Below are 17,357 nucleotides of genomic sequence, written 5' to 3'. Positions count from 1 at the left end.
TACCTCACAAACAACTTTTAATAAACTCTGTTTTAATAACAATGAATAAATCTGTTAGTGTAAAAGTATATCATGGTTATGGTCACGAGCAAAATTTGGTTGTTTATGGTCATGTTTTTAAGCATAAGGCAAAAACAGAGCAGGTTTACAGCAACAATATCTTTGTAAATATCATTTATCTCCTGAAACTTTTTATTTTAAAACCCTATGCTTTTGCAGAGGTGCGCCTGCAGTTTTTTGATCAGACGATTTATAACAAAACAGAAGCTGATGGCTTTTTTAAATTCGAATGGAAAGCAGAACATAATATCCCGGCAGGCTGGCACGATGTAAAGGTAGAAGCGTTAAATGCTGATGGAAAGGTTTTAAATGTGGGCGACGGTAAAGTTTATGTGCCTCATATTACGCAGTATGCTTTCATTTCTGATGTGGATGATACCGTTATGGTTTCGCATTCGGCAACCATTGGCAGACGGTTAAGGGAGCTTTTTATCAAAAACCCGCATACCCGGAAAACTTTTCCTGCAGCAGCCAGTCATTACCAGCAGCTGGCCTTATCTCATACTGATCCGGAGCAGCCAAATCCCTTTTTTTATGTAAGCAGCAGCGAATGGAATTTGTACGATTACCTGATCGAAACTTTTAAGTTTAACAAGTTGCCCGATGGCGCTTTTCTATTAAATACCTTAAAAAGATGGAAAGATCTCATTAAAACAGGCAAAACCGGCCATGAAGGAAAATTATTAAGGGTAATGCGCATTCTGGATGCCTTTCCGAACCAGAAATTTGTGTTTTTTGGGGATAATTCGCAGCAGGACCCTGAAATTTACAGCTCCATAGTAGAAAAATATCCCGAAAACATCGAAGCGGTTTATATCCGCAATATCCGCAGTGAAAAAGCGGAAGAAACCATGATTTTGCTTAAAAAAGTAGAAGATAAAGGGGTGAGGGCTTGCTTATTTAACAATAGTGAAGAAGCAATTGAGCATTCTAAAATAATAGGATTGATCCAATAGTTTTTGGAGCGCAAGGGTTGTGCTCATCGGGTTCAACTGTCCCGCTTTTCTTCCTGCTCCGATGAAATATCGTGGGCATCCATTCAATCGGGGCTAAGTACAAAGTTTTTTGCTAATGGGAACAGGCCACAGTTCAATAAACCTGAAAGGAGCGGGCACCGAACGCAGTGAGGTAAAGCGGATGGCAGGACTTCCAGATCCGACAAACACAGGCCCCTGCTTTCCAAAAAAAAATGTTTACAGATTTCTTTCCGAATGTTCGGGATCGAAATAAAGGAACAATTAATTAAGAAATCGATTTCCCGAAAGGCGTAAAGGCCAGGTTCATCAGCTTAAAATGCTGGCGGCCGAACGGAATGCCTATGATGGTAATGCAAAGCAGGATGCCAAAAAACAAATGCGTTAAGGCGATCCAGAAACCACCACAAAAAATCCAGATCAGGTTCATAACGGTAGAAAGGCAGCCCGTATTTGATGAAGTATCGGTTATTTTAACCCCAAAAGGCGCAAGGCCCACAATGGCGAATTTAAAACATTGGATACCAAAAGGAATACCAACAATGGTAAGGCAAAGGATTAAACCTCCGATAATGTATTCGAAAAAAATGAAGATGCCGCCAAAAATAATCCAGATGATATTGCCTAAAAAGTTCATTGTGTTTGTTTAGGATAAGATTTAGGAATTTGCTTTTTGTTACAGATAACATGTGCATTCTTAATAGATTCTCTGTAATTTAGAATTACACACAAAAGAAACACAACATGAAAAAATTAATTCTTGCAGCGGTACTCGCCGCCTGCTTTGGGCTATCTGATGCCAGAGCTCAAAATGTTAACGGAGTAAAATTGACTGATATCCATGTAGATTACATCCAGGTACGGGCAGTAAAAAGTTTTTTAGCCGATAAACAATGGATTGCCTTTGAATATGGACAGAAAGTGGGTGATTATAGCGAAACGTACATCAGGGACGATAATGACAAAAAGCTCGAATTTAATTCAGCATTAGATTGTGTGAATAAGTTGAAAGGCTATGGCTACGAGCTGTTGAGTGTTTACACCGAGCAAACCGGTACGGATTCTAACCGGCCCGTTTATGTGCTGAAGAGGAAGTAAGGCATAACTTCTTTGAAATCACCGTCATCTCGAGCGGAGAGTAACGAAGTCGGGAGATCTATCGAGGCAGATCTCTCCCTGCCCGATGCAGGCGGGCATTTCACTACGTTTCATTCGGGATGACGGACCTTTCTATATAAAATCGAGTGTATTAAATTTCTTATTCAGGATATCAGCATTATTAACATCCAGCCATTTATCGAGAATGGTACCATAAACCTGCCTGAAATCCAGCTGGTATTTTAAATCGCCGGTATCCAGATCACTTAAGTTTGGTGCAGCATTGAAAATGCCTTGTTTCTTTAACTTTCCGCCGAAAACAAACATGTTATTTGCCGTTCCGTGGTCGGTGCCGTTACTGGCATTTTGTTCTACCCTGCGGCCAAATTCGGAGAAGGTAATTACCAAGGTATCATCTAATTTATTATTGGTTTTAAGATCTTTTAAGAAAGCGGCTATGCCTTCGCTATATTGTTTAAGCAAATTCCCTTGCTGACCGATCTGGTTTACATGGGTATCGAAACCGCTTAGCGAAACATAATAAACCCTTGTTTTTAATCCCGAAGAAATAAATTTAGAAACGGTTTTCAGTTGGTTGGCAAAACCCGAGTTAGGGTAAGTTGATTTAGACTGATAAATTTTGGAGGTATTCTGGATATAATTGGCAGAAGAAGACGTTTCGATCATCGTTTTATATAAATAACCGAGATTATCTTCGTCCAGATGCTCTTTATCATTCTGCAACATGGCTTTAAAAAACGGATCGTTGGTATTGCGGAACAACGCTGCGGGGTCTTTAAGGGCAATGCCTTTTTTAGTTTGTCCTTTCATGGCCAGAGAAAGCGAATCATCTACTTCAATTGCCGTATAAGGAAATTTGCAGGTTTGGCAGTTGCTATCTAAATAACGGCCAATCCATCCCGTAGAAAGGAATTGATTGCTATCGCTACCAGTTTGCCAGATATCCATCGAACGGAAATGTGAACGATCAGGATTTGGGTAACCCACATCATTAATAATGGTCATCCAGCCCTGATCATGTATTTCCTGCAGTGCGGCCATGTTCGGGTTTAAACCCTGCATATCATTCAGCTTAATTACTTCCTCAGGTTTAATGGCAATGCTTTTCCTTTTTTGATAGTAAATGTCATTTCCGAAAGGAATAACCGTATTCAAGCCATCGTTTCCCCCAGAGAGCTGCACCACAACCAGATTCTTGTATAAACTCAATTCATCAAGCGCCATGGCCTCGAGCGGTTTCATAAAAGCCGGAACAAATAGCGAACCTGCTGCCACAAATCCTGTATTTCTTAAAAAGTTTCTTCTGTTCATTTTGCTAATGTTTTAGTTTGGTGGTTGACTTGGTTCATGGTATTTTGGTTGATGGTTCATGGCCACGATATTTAAGGGTAATAATTCATGGTTCTTTGACTTATTGTTTTGGGTTTACCGAATCAGCTATCAACCATGAGCTATCAAACCATTAACAATTATTCAAATTTAATATTCAATTAGTTTATCCATGCTAGCAAAGCTGATACTCCGGCATACTCGTAATCTCTACCGCTGTACTCCGCAACCCTTTATTATCGCTAACCATCGTGGTAATTTTATCGTTTAATTTTGGCTGTAGTAAAAACCGGGTAAGTTCTAATGGCGTTAATCCCTTTGGTAAAGTGCTTAAAAATTTAGACCAGTCGGCATTTGCATTAACGTATGATTTCGGCTTGCTGTTAGCATTGGCATTAGTGGTTGCCACCCTGCTCAAAGCAATTACGGCTTCATCTTCCGGATCGGCCTTACCACTGAAATCGATTTCCCCGTCATTTAAAACCAGCGAAGGAATGCGCATCCTTAACATTAGCGAGGAGCTGTCGATCCAGCTTTGTCCGCCAGGCCAGCCCGCAACATTTGGCGGATTAAATAAATACTGACCTAAACTGCTCTGTAACTGGATTAAAACCTGTGGTTTATTGTAAGTGACATAAAACTCGCGACTTAAACCTACTAAAAATTCAGCCGGTGATTTAATTTTTGTGCCTACATTTTCCGGACTGTAAAACCAATCGGAGGTAAACATTTTTTTCATCATCGAAGCGATGTCGTATTTCGAATTGTAGAAATGTGCAGCCAGTTCTTTAACATGATCCTCGTTGGGATTATCATTTACAAAGAATTTATACACTTTTCTGGCGATAAATTGTGAAGTTTCGGGTTTTTCTAAAATAATATCGATGATGTTTTCGCCTTCAAAATTTCCGGTTTTACCGAAAAAAGTTTTGGTACCGGTATCGTGAAGGTTCTGTCTGAAAATAAATGAACCATCTTTATCGTACATCCAGCCGGTAAAAGAACGGGCAGATTCTTTAATATCCTGTTCCGCATAATTACCTCTACCCAGGGTGAAAAGCTCCATGAGTTCGCGGGCGAAATTCTCATTTGGCTTGCCTTTCTTGTTCTGCTGGTTATTGAGGTATTGCAACATGGCCGGCGACTTAGAAACTTCAACCAGCAGGGTTTTAAAGCTGCCCAATGCATTTTTGCGTTGAATGTTGTTTAGCTGTTGTGCAAAAAAAGGATTGTTGCTTCGGCAGGCAAAATGCCCATGCCAAAAAAGCGTCATTTTCTCCCTTAGTGGTGCATCGGTATTGATCATCTGATTGATGAATGCAATGTTGAGGTCACGGCTTACTTCGTTCTGCTCGCGCACAATTTGCTGGCGCATTTTCTTTTCATCATCAGTCAGGTCTTTCTTAGCGTATAAACCCGCCTGTACCAAAAGTTGCCGTCTTGATTCAAAATCATTCACTAATTTGATCGGATCGTCTTTTTGAGAATCCTTAAGCAGGTTATCAACCACTTTATCGAGGTTTTTTTTGCTTAATTTCTGTAAATCGGTATAAGAAATTCCGAAGCCCGCCCGGTTGTAAAGATGTTTTACTTTTAAGAAATTATCTTTTGCGTTCATAATGGACAATTTAACAGTATGACTTATTTAAAACGCAAGGGTTTAATCTTTGTTTTCTTTCTTATTTTCGCCTATGTTTTTTCAACTCTCTGATGATCACCCCGGTTTCCCTGATCCAGCTTTGGCAGAAGAAGATGGTTTATTGGCCATTGGTGGCGATTTGAGTGTAGAAAGGCTGTTAATTGCCTATTCAAACGGTATATTTCCATGGTTTAGCGAGGGTGAACCTATTTTATGGTACTCGCCACATGAACGCTGCGTCATTTATCCAGCTAAAATCAAGGTCAGCAAAAGCATGAAGAAAATTTTAAAGGGCGAGGTTTTTAAAATTACTTTTAACCAGGCTTTTGCAGAAGTGATCCGGAATTGTGCCACAACGGAAAGAAAAGGGCAGGATGGAACGTGGATTACCAATGAAATGCAGCAGGCTTACATCAATCTGCATCAGCAGGGTTTTGCACACAGTGTAGAAGTTTGGCTGGAAGACCAATTGGTTGGCGGCTTGTACGGGCTAAAAGTTAACCGCGTGTTCTGTGGCGAAAGCATGTTCAGCCATGTAAGCAATGCCTCAAAAGCTGCACTCATCTTTTTAAGTAAAATGAATATCGATTTAATTGACTGTCAGTTACCGAATGATCATTTAATGAGTTTAGGTGCAGAAATGATTGATCGTGAATTGTATATGGAGGTGTTACAGGCAGGTTAATGCCAAAATCCGCTTAGTTTGTCAATTTATTTGAAGCGCAGCTTGCTGCTACTATTTAGGTTTCTTCCCGCTTTCCGTTTTATCCCGAAGAAAAATCGGGATGTTCACTTCAATCGGGGCTAAGGGGCCAGGCTTGAATTGCTATTTTCGGCTAACGCCATAAGAAATTAATTTTGGATGGTTCTCAGAAGTATTACTGCATGTTTATTTTCAAATAAAACGCAAAGAATTATTGCTCACTTACTATCATCAATTAAACCTTGCTCGCGCATGGCGTTTTCTATTCTTCTGTCAGGAATAAACCAGATGCAGGCCACCAGGAAATAAAGTGCAACACCGATCCATGGATTGATAAAACTTAAGCCGATGCCAGCAATATAGAAGAGTAGTGAGAATTTTCCTTTGGCATCGTTACCAATGGCATGTACCACTAACGAATGCTGCCCTTCGGTTCTTTTAATTACGATAACGAGTAAAGTATAAGAAATTGCCGCAAGAAGGAGTACCGCGCCGTAAATAATAACCGGCCATAAAGCAAAATGATGCTCGCCCATCCACCCGGCAGCAACCGGAAATAAAGAAAGCCAGAACAGAAAATTTAGGTTGGCCCAAAGCATCGATCCGTTTACCTTTTTTACTGCGTGCAATAAATGATGGTGGTTATTCCAGTAAATGCCAACATAAATGAAACTGAGGATATAGCTGATAAATTTAGGGATCAGTGGTTTTAAGGTTGCCAAAGTTTCGCCATGTTCGGGAACTTTAATCTCTAAAACCATAATGGTAATGATGATTGCAATAACACCATCGCTAAATGCTTCTAATCTGCCTTTGTTCATTATTGTTTTTTCGTTAGATAACTAATTACACCAGTTCTGTATTCGGGATCTTTTTCGTTTAAAGCTATAAGTTTATTGGTGAAGTCAAAATTTACAAAAAGTTCAGGAATATCATCATCTGTTGGTAGAAATGCTTTAAATCGATATTGCCCGGAATTATAATCTACGTCTGTTTCATTTAGGTTTGCTACCTCAAAAGTCATCTTATCTGTGCGCATCTTATTTTTTGATTTCAAATTATAAAGCTTTGTAAGAGCAGTTACAAGTCTGTCACTCTCTTTACCAATCGATTGGAATGAAATCCCATTGGCTAGAAAAGTGTTTTTCATTTCTCCATTTACAATGCCAGCTTTAATATTCTTTTTCAATGAAATTTCGAGGCCAACAGTATCGGTATGATCAAGCCCTTGTGCTTTAAAAATTACAGTAGAATCCGTTTCTTTTTTACTTACAATGTTTAACATCAGATCAATAAAGCCGTCATCTGCCTTTTTTATAACAATTTGAGTTAAATCTTTTTCTGAAGGTTTGCAGGAAAATAAAAGAAAAATGGTAATCAAAGAGAGCAATTTTTTTTTCATTTTTTAAAAGCGTTTGAGTTAACTACAATTATCAGTCAAATTATTTTATAAAACAAAACCTGCAAGCTTTTGGCCTGCAGGTTCCTTATTGTTGTTTTGTTGAAATTATAATTCTCTTACCCAGATATTTCTAAAGCTAATGGCCGGACTTGGGTCGCCGTGATCTTGTAATTTAATCGAAGCGGGACCATGCTTTTTGTATTCAGGGGCACCAATATAACGGGTTTCGCCTTTTAAAACATAACCATTTTGTAAAAGCACTCCATTTAGAAACAAAGTAACGCTTGCCGGTTTTTGTACTGTTCCATCTTCGTTAAAGCGTGGTGCATTCCAGATGATATCGTAATACTGCCATTCGCCTGGTTTTTTATTGGCATTGGCTAATGGAATGGCTTGTTTGTAAACACTTCCGGTTTGTCCGTTAACATAGGTTTTGTTATTATAAGCATCCATGATCTGGATTTCGTAACCATCATCACCACCGCCGGTTGAAGCTAAAAATACGCCACTGTTACCTCGTGCCTGACCTTCGCCAGAAATATTTTCAGGAATTTTCCATTCCATATGCAATTGGTAATCGGTAAATTTTTTATTGGTTTCGATATTTCCTGTACCTTTTTTTACTGTGAAAAATCCATCGTCTATTGTCCAGGCAGCTGGCTTAGACGGATCTTTAACAGAGTGCCAGGCATCTAAATTGCGGCCGTTAAAAAGGACAATTGCATCAGAAGGTGCATCCTGAGGTAATTTGCCTGGGGTAACAATTTTAGGTACAGGCGACCAAACCTCGGTTGTTTTGGGGTCTTTGGCAGGATCTGGTTTTTTATCTTGTGCCATAACTTGCCCCGCAAATAAAACAGGAATAAATAATAGTGTGTATTTGTTCATAATTGTGGTTTAACTTTTTAAAGTTAACCAGTTTATTAAGAAATGGAAATTTAGTATTTAAAATTTTACCCCAAATCGTCAACAACGTAGGTTTCACTTATAATCACTTCATCGGGGGCAATATCTTCTTTGCGCTGCTCGGCTAAATCGCGCAACGGGCAGTAACCTGTAATGCCGCGGTATAATAAACCTGCACCTATAGCTGCACCGGTTAAACCAATTACCGGGTGTGAAAATATACTGGTAATGCCTTTAAATAATAAATAGGTACCAGCCGCTCCTGATAACCAACGCTCGGATTTTGAAACATTTTCGAACAATTCAGGGTATTTCCAGGCTTCTTTAACATTATTTACTGCGGTATTAAAATCTTGATTTGTCATGATGGTAGAATTTATGTTCTATTGTATAACAAGTTAAGAAGGAATGAGTTTTGAAAAGAAAATTAAATTGTAAAAGGTGATTATTCCAGCGGAGTTTTTTCCAAACCGTCATTTCGAGCGAAGTGCAACGCAGCCGAGAAATCTATCCGGAGGTAATCATTCCAGCGAATCGTCATCCTGAACTTGTTTCAGGATCTTTCATGCAAGGTAGATCTCTCCATTTCGCTTTGCTTCAGTCGAGATGACGCTACTTTTATAGAGTTGCCGAGATGATCATTTTATGCAAGGATCGGTGTGAGGAACGTGGGAGATTTATGTCAAAATTGAACTTGCTTACAGGCGTTTTGCTAACTAATAAGCTAATGACTAATTTAACCAATTGCCTTTGGCAATTTTAATTCAATATATCCCTGATATCCTCTTTACTCAACGATTTAAAGAAACTTTCTTCTGTGGTAATCAATGAGTTGGCGAGCGATTTTTTACGGTTCTGCAAGGCAAGGATTTTCTCTTCAACGGTATCCTTTGCAATGAATTTATAGATGAAAACCTTTTTGTCCTGGCCAATACGGTGTGTCCTGTCGATGGCCTGCTGCTCTACAGCGGGGTTCCACCACGGATCGAGGATAAAAACATAATCGGCTTGTGTTAAGTTTAACCCCACACCACCGGCTTTTATGGAGATCAGGAAAACCTTTAAATCTGTATTCTGCTGAAATTCGGAAACAATTTCGCCACGGTTGCGGGTGGCACCGTCTAAATAAGCAAAAGGAATATTCTCCGCCTCAAAATGTTTTTTAAAGATATCGAGGTGTTTTACAAACTGAGAAAATACCAGAACCTTATGACCGCCTTTAAGCACATTATCTAAAGTGTGGATTACATTTTCAAATTTGCCCGAATCAGAAATATATTCGCCATCGATCATTACGGGATGATTAGCCAGCTGGCGCAAAGCGGTTAAGCCCTGTAAAAGCTGAACCTGTTTTTGCGCAAAAGTGCCATCATCCATACTCTGCAATAAATCGTTACGGTAGGCAGATTTTGTCTTTTCGTAATAAGCGGCCTGGTCTTCGCTCATGTCGCAATAAATTACCTGCTCCGTTTTTGGCGGTAACTCTGCGGCCACCTGCTCTTTTGTTCTGCGAAGTACAAATGGTTTGATGATCGATTGCAGTTTTCGCGCTTTTTCTTCGTCCTTTTTCTTTTCGATCGCCTGCACATATTCTTCGTAGAAAAATGCCTGCGTACCCAATAAACCCGGGTTTAAGAAAGTTAATTGCGACCATAAATCGCTCACTGAATTTTCTACCGGTGTACCGCTCAGAATCAGTTTGTGTTTCGATTTTAAGCTTCTAACGGCTTTAAAAGATTTAGATGCCGGGTTTTTAATGTTCTGACTTTCGTCGAGAATGATGTAGTTGAAATAGAAATTTTTCAGTTCGTCTACATCCACCCTAGTTACGCCGTATGTGGTAATAATGATGTCGTAATTGGCAAAATTGGCCACATCCTTATTCCGGTTAGTACCAGTGTGCGCCAAAATTTTAAGCTTTGGTGTAAACTTTTTCGCTTCTGTTAACCAGTTATAAATTAACGAGGTAGGCATGATGATCAGCGATGTGGTTTGTGTGTCCAACAATTGATCATCTTCCTTCACTTTTTGCAGCATGGCCAAAGTCTGGATGGTTTTACCCAAACCCATATCATCGGCTAAACAACCGCCAAAATTATATTCGCGTAAAAAGCTAAACCAGTTATAGCCCGCCTTTTGATAATCGCGTAAACTGCCTTTAAAATGCACGGGCATCTGCGTATCGGCAATGTCTTCAAAATCTGATAAGCGCTGAAGCTTACGTTCTAGCGTAACATTTGCCAAACTATCTTCGGCCAGATCGTTAATTAAACCGATGTGGTGTTTTTTTAATTTAAGCGTTTGCCCGGCTTCTGCCAAACTGAACAGACTGCCATATTGGGTAAACCATTTATCGGGGATAATGGCCACTTCGCCATCTGGCAATAAAAACTCACGCTTTTTATGTAAAATATGCTGTTTTAAAGAAAGGAAAGGAATCTGGTATTTGCCAAACCATACTACAGCATGAATATCGAACCAATCGTTTCCTTCTTTAACTTCGAGATCGATTTTACTGGCACCCAATACAAATTTTTTCTGTCCGGTGGCCTGTTCAATTTCAAAACCTGCTGCCTCTAATAGCTCAATATGCTCATTTACCCAGTTAATGGCAGCATAACTCGGGTTTTCATCTGCTGCACCTACTTCGAGGTTGCTGAACAAAGAACTTGTTTTTTTAAGTCCTAATGAAAGCAACAGGTTAAACTGCTTTTTCTCCCATTCAGCCGAACGTTTTATCCGGTGGAAAATATAATTATCGGCCGTTTTTTCTAAACGTACGGTTACTTTATGCGCATTTTCGACCGGAAAAGTATATTCGCCATACTTAAAATATAACTGGATCTGCGATAAACCGCCATCCACATATAAAACCTTGATTACCGGTGTTGCCTCAAACTGTTCGGTTCTGATTTCGAAACCCTCTGCATACACATGGTGTTTTTCGATCAGTGGCGCAACAAACTTTTCGAAATAAGTGGCTTCGGTAGTTTTGGGGATGGCAATAAAACGTTTGTTTAGAAAAGGCTGGAGTTTTTTGCCCTCAATATCCTGATCAAAAAAGTACAGTACATCATTCAGTAATAACCAGGCGGGTTTGTTGCTGATGATCTGCGCTTCTTTAAACATAAATTCGATGCGCAGGTTCTGGTATTTAATGGTCGGGAAATAACGGGTTTCAGTTTCATTCCTTCGGAAATGGAACAAAATAGAGGCAGGTTCATCTGCAAGTTCGATTTTACGCTCTACAGGCCAGCCATCTTTATCCATTACATAGAGCTCGTTTTTAACCTTTAAAATTTCTAAGGCTTCGGCGAGTTTCTTTTCAATTTTCGGGCGCACGTTTTCGTAAAACTTATCGTCGAAAACTTTAGTGAAAAACTCGGTTGGCCTGATTAATTTTTTATAATACTTTTTAATCAGCGAGTCCTGCTCAATATCGTCTAAAATCTTGATCAGCTTATAATCGATTTCACTCAGGCAGGCATTAAATTCTTCTGCGGTATGGGTAAAAATCCTCTGGTAGGTAAAAGAAAAATCGCCCTGAGGATTTAGCTGAACAACGTGAGGTTCAATTAAATAGCCAAGGTACTCATGTTTGCACAAAGAGTACACCACTTTACAGGCTTTAGAACTATCTACACGTAACATTGATGGATTTAAAATTTTTGTAAGCTAAGCGCTTAAAAAACTTTAAACTTACAATATTTTGGGGTTACATCAAAAGAACTGGCCGTTTTTGGGAGAAAAAATATAGAGAAATTTTATGCGTAATAAAAATAAAGCTGAAAGGCAGTAGTTTAACCGGCAGATGTTAATCAGGAGGGTAAAATGCCCCGCCCGGGATGCAAATATTAATACTTTATAATTGATAACAACTTATTATCTTAGCAGCAGGATTGATAAGCTTTTATTATCAGTTAATTAACGCATCACTATCGCTTAAAATGAAATTTTTTTACACGCTCTCTGTGTTCACTTGTTTGTTTTTTTCTGGCTACGGGCAGGAAATTCCGAGAAGCACCCAATATATTTTCAATAACATTCTATTAAACCCAGCTTTATCGGGTATTGATAACTATACTGATTTAAAAATTGGTTTGCGCAAGCAATGGACCGGTTTAGAGGGTTCGCCAAGTACACAATACCTGTCTTTAAGCACCGCCATAGGTGAAGACTTTGTGCGCAGCAATGTAAATTCTTTTGCGGGTAACGGAGAAAACCCCATGAGCAGGAGTTATGTAAATAACTACACAGCTGCTGAGCCGCACCATGGCATTGGTTTGGTAGCGATGACGGATAAGGCAGGCCTGATCAGACAAACCAACGTGAGCGTAACTTATGCTTATCACCTTGGCCTTACCAACGAAATTAATTTATCGTTAGGTTTATCCGGAGGGTTTAAATCGATCAATGTTGATGTGCGTGGCATTGTTGCTGATGAATCCGGCGATCCATTGTTTTCTGCTGATTATAACAATAAAATCAGGCCTGATGTTGGCGCCGGTGTTTGGTTGTACAGTCCGAGGTTTTTTGCAGGTATTTCGGCTAAACAGCTTATTGGCAATAAAAGCAGTGTTGTAGGCAATAAAATCAAAATTGATGCTTACCAGGCCGCTACTTTTTATGGTACTGCAGGTTACAAAATATTCCTGGATGAGGATATTGCAATGATTCCATCGGCATTGATTACCTATTGGGCCAATGCCCCTGCCGCATTTGATGCCAACCTGAAATTCGCCTATAAAGATAAATTCTGGGTAGGCAGCAGTTTCCGAAACAATGATTCTTTTTCGCTTTTGGCAGGCTTTAATGTGGCCTCGCTGGTAAACCTGAGCTATTCTTATGATGTAAATACTTCAGGTTTACGCTCGGTAAATAATGGTACGCACGAAATTGTACTGGGTATTTTATTAAACAACCGTTATCAGGTAGCCTGCCCAAGCCGGCAGTTTTAACGTAAAAGCGTAATGCTTCCGCCTAATGGTTTACATTCGGCCCGCAAATCGATTACATAATAATATACGCCTGCAGGTAATTCCTTATCCCTGAAACGGCCATCAAACGGTTTGTTGTAATTGCCGATAGATTCGTACACCAGCTGACCACCCCGGGTATAAACTTTAATGTTGGTTCCTTTAAAATCGGGCAATCCGCGCACCTGCCATACATCGTTCATGCCATCGCCGTTCGGCGTCATGGTGTTGGTGATTTCTAAGTTATCGTGCGTTACTTCTACATGCACTTTTGCAAATTCGCTGGTACAGGAACCTAGTTTTCTGCGCACAAAATAATCGGCTGTTTTGGCTACTTTAAATTTAAAGATGCCTGCTGTACTTTCTAAAAAAGGTTTGGTATCGTCTGTTTTTTCGAATAACTGATAAGTTCCTTCTTCAGGAGCGATTACAGGTAATACAATATCCGAAACATAACAAACGCGGAGATCGTTAATAACCGGAGTTAATATTTTAAAGGGCTCATCAACAATGGTAAATGGCTCGCTGATGGCGTAACCGCAGGCCGTTTTGTCTTTCACCTCTAAACGATAGGTTCCTGCGCCAACTTTGGTTAAATCCTGTGTAAACTGAACGGCTTCGCCGGCCTCGTTTATCCATTTAAAAGTATAACCCGGTACACCGCCAATTACTTCAACTCCGGTAACCGAACCTCTCTGCAGGGTACAACCATCTTTAACAGGTGTTCCGGTTTTTGGTACGATGGTAAGGAGTGGTGTAACCTCTATGGTATAAGGGCCAATAATAACGGGCGGGCAGCCGTTAACATCGTAGGCATACATGGTGTAAACGCCCCCGGGTAAATTTTTAAGTGAAATAGAAGTAGTTGTTCTGGTACTTAAAACGATGTTGCCAGCCTGATCTTTCCATTCATATCTGGATGGAAGTGCAGAACTAAAATCCAGATCGATGGTTCCATTAATCAGCCCACAGGTTGTTGGCGATTCGCGGTGTGAAAAGTTATAAACCGGAAGTGGTGTTGCGGTGATTACGAAATCTCTTGGAACCCGTGGACAGGTAGATTTACTGTTGCTGGCCCAAAGCCTGTAAGAACCGGCTTTCAGGTTTTCAATTAATAAGGATGTGCCGGCAGAGTAAGTGCCTTTTTTAATGGTAATTCCATCTGGCCCGATCCACTCATAACCATCTGCATCAGTAAGGGTAATTCCTCCAATAGCTCCATTGCTGTTATTACAGGTTTCGTTTTTTCTGATTGAGGCATCGCTGATCTGGATGGTATTGTCGGTAGGGATAAAGAAATTAGCTGATCTGGCCCCGCATTGTCCTTCATCGGAAGCAACAAGGGTGTAAGCTCCGCCTTCTACATTTATTAAGTCAAGATCAGAAGAAATGACATTATCTGGGGTGAATTTGGTCTGATCTATTCCAGCATACCATTTATAGGTTACCTTGCCAGTAAAATCAGTAATTTTTAAGCCGGTAATTGCACCATTCTGGCTCCCGCAAGTGGCATGTTTGGGGGAAATTGTACTGGTAATAATGATCTGTGGTTTCCTTTTAACTGTAATCGGATCAGAATCAAGCGAACAGTTTGCTTCATCCGATACGGTTACAAAATAAGTGCCTTCTGGTAAATTGGCTGGGTTGGCATTACTCACTACGGTATTCGTTGCGGTATTGGTCCACTTGTATTTCAATACCCCCTTACCTCTTAAAACCTCTGCGGTATAGGTAAAAGAAAGTTGTCCGCAAACCGGATTAACAGGTAGGATAGTTGGCTTGGTTAACTTTTGATCCTTGATGATAAATACCGTTGGAAAAGCTTTACATCCGTCATCAACGGTTACTTCGTAAGTACCAACTTCTAAATTGGTAATGCTTTGCGTATTCCCTTTAGGTACACGGCTACCATCAGTTTCTATTTTTACCCAGCTAAAGGTAAAACCTTCACGGGGCTCAGGGATGGTGATTGATCCGTTGGCGCTGCAGGTTACGGGTTCTACTATGGCTTCGTTTGGCAATAACTCTGCGGTAGAAAAAGGAGAGGTGGTGGCATTTAACAAACTGGCGGTTGCAGTTACCATTCCGGAAAGGCTTCCGTTATATTCCCATCTGCCATCGCTACCTGCCTGCACGGTGGCAATATAGGTTTTGCCTTCGCAAATACCCTGACAGTTTACGGTATAAAATAATTCGACTTCGGAGTTTGGTGTGGCCCGCCCCGAAACATAATCACTTCTTTTTTTAAGGATCTGAATATACGGTTGAAGAATGGTTAAGGTTTTTCCGATCCCAAATGTTCTGTTGCAAAAGAAACTGTTCCTGATAATTTTTACCGGCCTTGACGACACCGTTTCAACCCCGAAATTATTGTTGGCAATTAAATTGGCTTCGGCTGGAGTTGCCCCTCCGATGGTGCCGCCTGCGCCTGATTCTATTTTTATGCCTATCCCATTACCCATTGTTACAGCTCCGGCAGCATCGGTACCAATTGCGTTACCCGTTAAAATGAAATCAGAATTGGTGATTGAGACGCCAGTTGTCCTGTTCCCGCCGATAATGTTATTGCGCACGTAAAGTGCAGTATTTACCGCGTTAACCTTTAAACCTGCAATTTCTAAAGAGGATGAAGAAAGGAAGATTGGTAATTCGTGGAAATCCTTTTTGCCGGTATAATCTACACCGATTTTGTTATTGATTACATTAATATCGAATCTTGCAGTGGTGGAGTAAGAGGAACGGGTAATATCAACATTAATGCGGTTAGCAGCAATTACGTTGCCCTCGCCGGCATTATCTCCCCCAACATCCAGTCCGCAATCGTAAAGACTGGCCGAAATACCCGTTACGTTGGTGTTAGGTGTAATACCATCATAAATTACCCCGATTAAATTGGATTGGATCTTTATTTTGGTATTTATCGCCGTACTGAAAAAAGAACTGTTCTGAACAACAATACCATTGATATTGCCGCCGATTACGTTTCCTTTTCCGGGTGCCCCGATGGTGATATTATTTGCACGGTAATCGAGCACAATACCCGATCCCTGCCCCATATTTACGTTTTGAAGGTTGGTAATGGTTGCGAAATTACGGATGTACAGACCATAAATTTCTACACCGGTTGTTTGGACCAGTGTTGTGGCATACTGGCCGATAACCAGCCCCGAAAAGGTTGTGTTGGTATATTCTGGCTCCAGGATAACTTTCGCTCCCGAAACGCCGAGTGCAGGCCAGGCGGCTTGTGAGGTGCCATCGATAATTACATTAGATGATACTACAGGTAAAGCAGAACGCAGCCTGATTGTGCGGTTGGCATTATCGCCGGGGCTGCCGGGTAAATTAAAATTGATGGTAAAAGTAGTCGTTCTATTAACGGCAGCTGCCTGTGTTAAACCTTCTCTCAATGTTCCAGGGCCACTATCGGCATTGCTGGTAACCACATAAGTTTGAGCGTAGATATTATTAAAGAAAAATAAGCCCGCAAACAGGGCTAAAAGTTTTGAGAGACGCATAAAATTGTTTGGTGCAGCCAAAATACAAATAAAAGTTTAGTGGCTAGGGTTTTAGTTAAAATCTTTTTTTATTCATTGCTGGAAATATAAATTAAAGTTTACCTGCAGATTTAAAATGATAACAGCTGATAAATAAGGTTTTGGGTTATTGTAAATTTATAACATCAGCTATTTATTGAATCTGCCTTTCTGCTTCATATTACAGGTGAAATTACATGATTACTGCTATTTCCAATGATTTGGTGCCGCGCATAGCGGGAAGGTTTTATTGCCACAATGATTTGGCGCTGCGCACGGCAGGAAGGTTTCATTGCCACAATGATTTGGTGCTGCGCATGGCAGGAAGGTTTCATTGAAACTTTTGAATGGATCCGTTAAATTGAGAGATTTTCGCATTTTAAAGATCCTTCGCTGCGCTCAGGATGACAAAAACATTCTCCGTGTTAATCTGTGTTTTCGTGGCAAAAAATAACGAATGTCCTCTGAATAGGCGGAGAGAGATCTGTTCATCAAGTTATTAAAGTTAAAGATTTCTCCATTGCGCTACCGTTGAAAAATCGGTGAGCTTCAGTCGAAATGACGATACTTTGAAGGGATTTAGCTTCTTATACATCTGTCATTTATTCTGATTTTATACAATAAATTACTCCTCAGGATAATAAATCTCGTTTTAAAGATCCTTCGCTGCGCTCAGGATGACAAAAAAAATCTCCGTGTTCATCTGTATTTCCGTG

At 40.2% G+C, this 17,357-nt stretch carries 13 protein-coding genes; 4 read left to right on the top strand and 9 right to left on the bottom strand.

The genetic code is table 11. The features are described from left to right. Nucleotides 1-41: 41 nt before the first annotated feature. Nucleotides 42-1,016, top strand: coding sequence for an App1 family protein phosphatidate phosphatase (locus tag ABD769_RS15195; RefSeq protein ID WP_344852252.1), 975 nt, complete (start codon nucleotides 42-44; stop codon nucleotides 1,014-1,016). A 286-nt stretch (nucleotides 1,017-1,302) separates the two neighbouring features. On the opposite strand, the gene ABD769_RS15190 is transcribed toward ABD769_RS15195, so the two are convergent. Beyond that, nucleotides 1,303-1,671, bottom strand: a complete 369-nt coding sequence (locus ABD769_RS15190) for a YccF domain-containing protein (protein ID WP_344852251.1) — start codon at nucleotides 1,669-1,671, stop codon at nucleotides 1,303-1,305. A 107-nt stretch (nucleotides 1,672-1,778) separates the two neighbouring features. Between ABD769_RS15190 and ABD769_RS15185 the strand changes: the two genes are divergently transcribed. Continuing rightward, nucleotides 1,779-2,132: a hypothetical protein gene (locus ABD769_RS15185; protein ID WP_344852250.1), complete on the top strand. Its 354-nt coding sequence runs from the start codon at nucleotides 1,779-1,781 to the stop codon at nucleotides 2,130-2,132. Between the two features lie 132 nt (nucleotides 2,133-2,264). On the opposite strand, the gene ABD769_RS15180 is transcribed toward ABD769_RS15185, so the two are convergent. Both ABD769_RS15180 and ABD769_RS15175 read right to left on the bottom strand, forming a co-directional pair. After that, a complete protein-coding gene (locus ABD769_RS15180; protein ID WP_344852249.1) occupies nucleotides 2,265-3,464 on the bottom strand; it encodes a DUF1501 domain-containing protein in 1,200 nt (399 codons plus the stop codon). A 193-nt stretch (nucleotides 3,465-3,657) separates the two neighbouring features. Next, entirely contained in the window at nucleotides 3,658-5,100 is a 1,443-nt protein-coding gene (locus ABD769_RS15175) for a DUF1800 domain-containing protein (RefSeq protein ID WP_344852248.1), read from the bottom strand. Between the two features lie 73 nt (nucleotides 5,101-5,173). Between ABD769_RS15175 and aat the strand changes: the two genes are divergently transcribed. Further along, the gene (aat, locus tag ABD769_RS15170) at nucleotides 5,174-5,806 is read left to right on the top strand and encodes a leucyl/phenylalanyl-tRNA--protein transferase (RefSeq protein ID WP_344852247.1); all 633 of its coding nucleotides are present in this window, start codon (nucleotides 5,174-5,176) and stop codon (nucleotides 5,804-5,806) included. Between the two features lie 236 nt (nucleotides 5,807-6,042). Here the strand turns inward: aat and ABD769_RS15165 are convergent, their stop codons facing one another. The 5 genes from ABD769_RS15165 to ABD769_RS15145 all read right to left on the bottom strand — a co-directional run bounded on the left by ABD769_RS15165 (nucleotide 6,043) and on the right by ABD769_RS15145 (nucleotide 11,783). Next, nucleotides 6,043-6,645 carry a TMEM175 family protein gene (locus tag ABD769_RS15165; RefSeq protein ID WP_344852246.1) on the bottom strand — a complete coding sequence of 201 codons (603 nt, stop codon included), beginning with the start codon at nucleotides 6,643-6,645 and terminating at the stop codon, nucleotides 6,043-6,045. Next, nucleotides 6,645-7,226, bottom strand: coding sequence for a hypothetical protein (locus ABD769_RS15160; RefSeq protein WP_344852245.1), 582 nt, complete (start codon nucleotides 7,224-7,226; stop codon nucleotides 6,645-6,647). The genes ABD769_RS15165 and ABD769_RS15160 overlap by 1 nt, the downstream gene beginning before the upstream one ends. A 105-nt stretch (nucleotides 7,227-7,331) precedes the next feature. Beyond that, nucleotides 7,332-8,114, bottom strand: coding sequence for a 3-keto-disaccharide hydrolase (locus ABD769_RS15155; protein WP_344852244.1), 783 nt, complete (start codon nucleotides 8,112-8,114; stop codon nucleotides 7,332-7,334). A gap of 65 nt (nucleotides 8,115-8,179) precedes the next feature. Continuing rightward, nucleotides 8,180-8,497: a YgaP family membrane protein gene (locus tag ABD769_RS15150; RefSeq protein ID WP_025143335.1), complete on the bottom strand. Its 318-nt coding sequence runs from the start codon at nucleotides 8,495-8,497 to the stop codon at nucleotides 8,180-8,182. A gap of 394 nt (nucleotides 8,498-8,891) precedes the next feature. Next, nucleotides 8,892-11,783, bottom strand: a complete 2,892-nt coding sequence (locus ABD769_RS15145; RefSeq protein ID WP_344852243.1) for a DEAD/DEAH box helicase — start codon at nucleotides 11,781-11,783, stop codon at nucleotides 8,892-8,894. A 296-nt stretch (nucleotides 11,784-12,079) separates the two neighbouring features. Here ABD769_RS15145 and ABD769_RS15140 point away from each other — a divergent pair, with 296 nt between their 5' ends. Beyond that, the gene (locus ABD769_RS15140; RefSeq protein ID WP_344852242.1) at nucleotides 12,080-13,090 is read left to right on the top strand and encodes a PorP/SprF family type IX secretion system membrane protein; all 1,011 of its coding nucleotides are present in this window, start codon (nucleotides 12,080-12,082) and stop codon (nucleotides 13,088-13,090) included. Here the strand turns inward: ABD769_RS15140 and ABD769_RS15135 are convergent. Then, on the bottom strand, nucleotides 13,087-16,623 hold the full coding sequence (locus ABD769_RS15135; protein ID WP_344852241.1) for a T9SS type B sorting domain-containing protein: 3,537 nt from the start codon (nucleotides 16,621-16,623) through the stop codon (nucleotides 13,087-13,089). The two genes, ABD769_RS15140 and ABD769_RS15135, sit on opposite strands and share 4 nt — an antisense overlap. Nucleotides 16,624-17,357: the final 734 nt, after the last annotated feature.

Origin of the sequence: Pedobacter jeongneungensis (genome assembly GCF_039538295.1) — a bacterium.
Lineage (GTDB): Bacteria > Bacteroidota > Bacteroidia > Sphingobacteriales > Sphingobacteriaceae > Pedobacter > Pedobacter jeongneungensis.
This window is presented reverse-complemented; position numbering and strand designations above follow the sequence as displayed.

What these genes read in the sequence shown, in the direction of transcription:
- aat (WP_344852247.1), top strand. Translation starts at nt 5,174, where the DNA reads ATGTTTTTTCAACTCTCTGATGATCACCCCGGTTTCCCTGATCCAGCT.
- ABD769_RS15175 (WP_344852248.1), bottom strand. Translation starts at nt 5,100, where the DNA reads ATGAACGCAAAAGATAATTTCTTAAAAGTAAAACATCTTTACAACCGG.
- ABD769_RS15190 (WP_344852251.1), bottom strand. Translation starts at nt 1,671, where the DNA reads ATGAACTTTTTAGGCAATATCATCTGGATTATTTTTGGCGGCATCTTC.
- ABD769_RS15140 (WP_344852242.1), top strand. Translation starts at nt 12,080, where the DNA reads ATGAAATTTTTTTACACGCTCTCTGTGTTCACTTGTTTGTTTTTTTCT.
- ABD769_RS15155 (WP_344852244.1), bottom strand. Translation starts at nt 8,114, where the DNA reads ATGAACAAATACACACTATTATTTATTCCTGTTTTATTTGCGGGGCAA.
- ABD769_RS15160 (WP_344852245.1), bottom strand. Translation starts at nt 7,226, where the DNA reads ATGAAAAAAAAATTGCTCTCTTTGATTACCATTTTTCTTTTATTTTCC.
- ABD769_RS15135 (WP_344852241.1), bottom strand. Translation starts at nt 16,623, where the DNA reads ATGCGTCTCTCAAAACTTTTAGCCCTGTTTGCGGGCTTATTTTTCTTT.
- ABD769_RS15180 (WP_344852249.1), bottom strand. Translation starts at nt 3,464, where the DNA reads ATGAACAGAAGAAACTTTTTAAGAAATACAGGATTTGTGGCAGCAGGT.
- ABD769_RS15145 (WP_344852243.1), bottom strand. Translation starts at nt 11,783, where the DNA reads ATGTTACGTGTAGATAGTTCTAAAGCCTGTAAAGTGGTGTACTCTTTG.
- ABD769_RS15150 (WP_025143335.1), bottom strand. Translation starts at nt 8,497, where the DNA reads ATGACAAATCAAGATTTTAATACCGCAGTAAATAATGTTAAAGAAGCC.
- ABD769_RS15185 (WP_344852250.1), top strand. Translation starts at nt 1,779, where the DNA reads ATGAAAAAATTAATTCTTGCAGCGGTACTCGCCGCCTGCTTTGGGCTA.
- ABD769_RS15195 (WP_344852252.1), top strand. Translation starts at nt 42, where the DNA reads ATGAATAAATCTGTTAGTGTAAAAGTATATCATGGTTATGGTCACGAG.
- ABD769_RS15165 (WP_344852246.1), bottom strand. Translation starts at nt 6,645, where the DNA reads ATGAACAAAGGCAGATTAGAAGCATTTAGCGATGGTGTTATTGCAATC.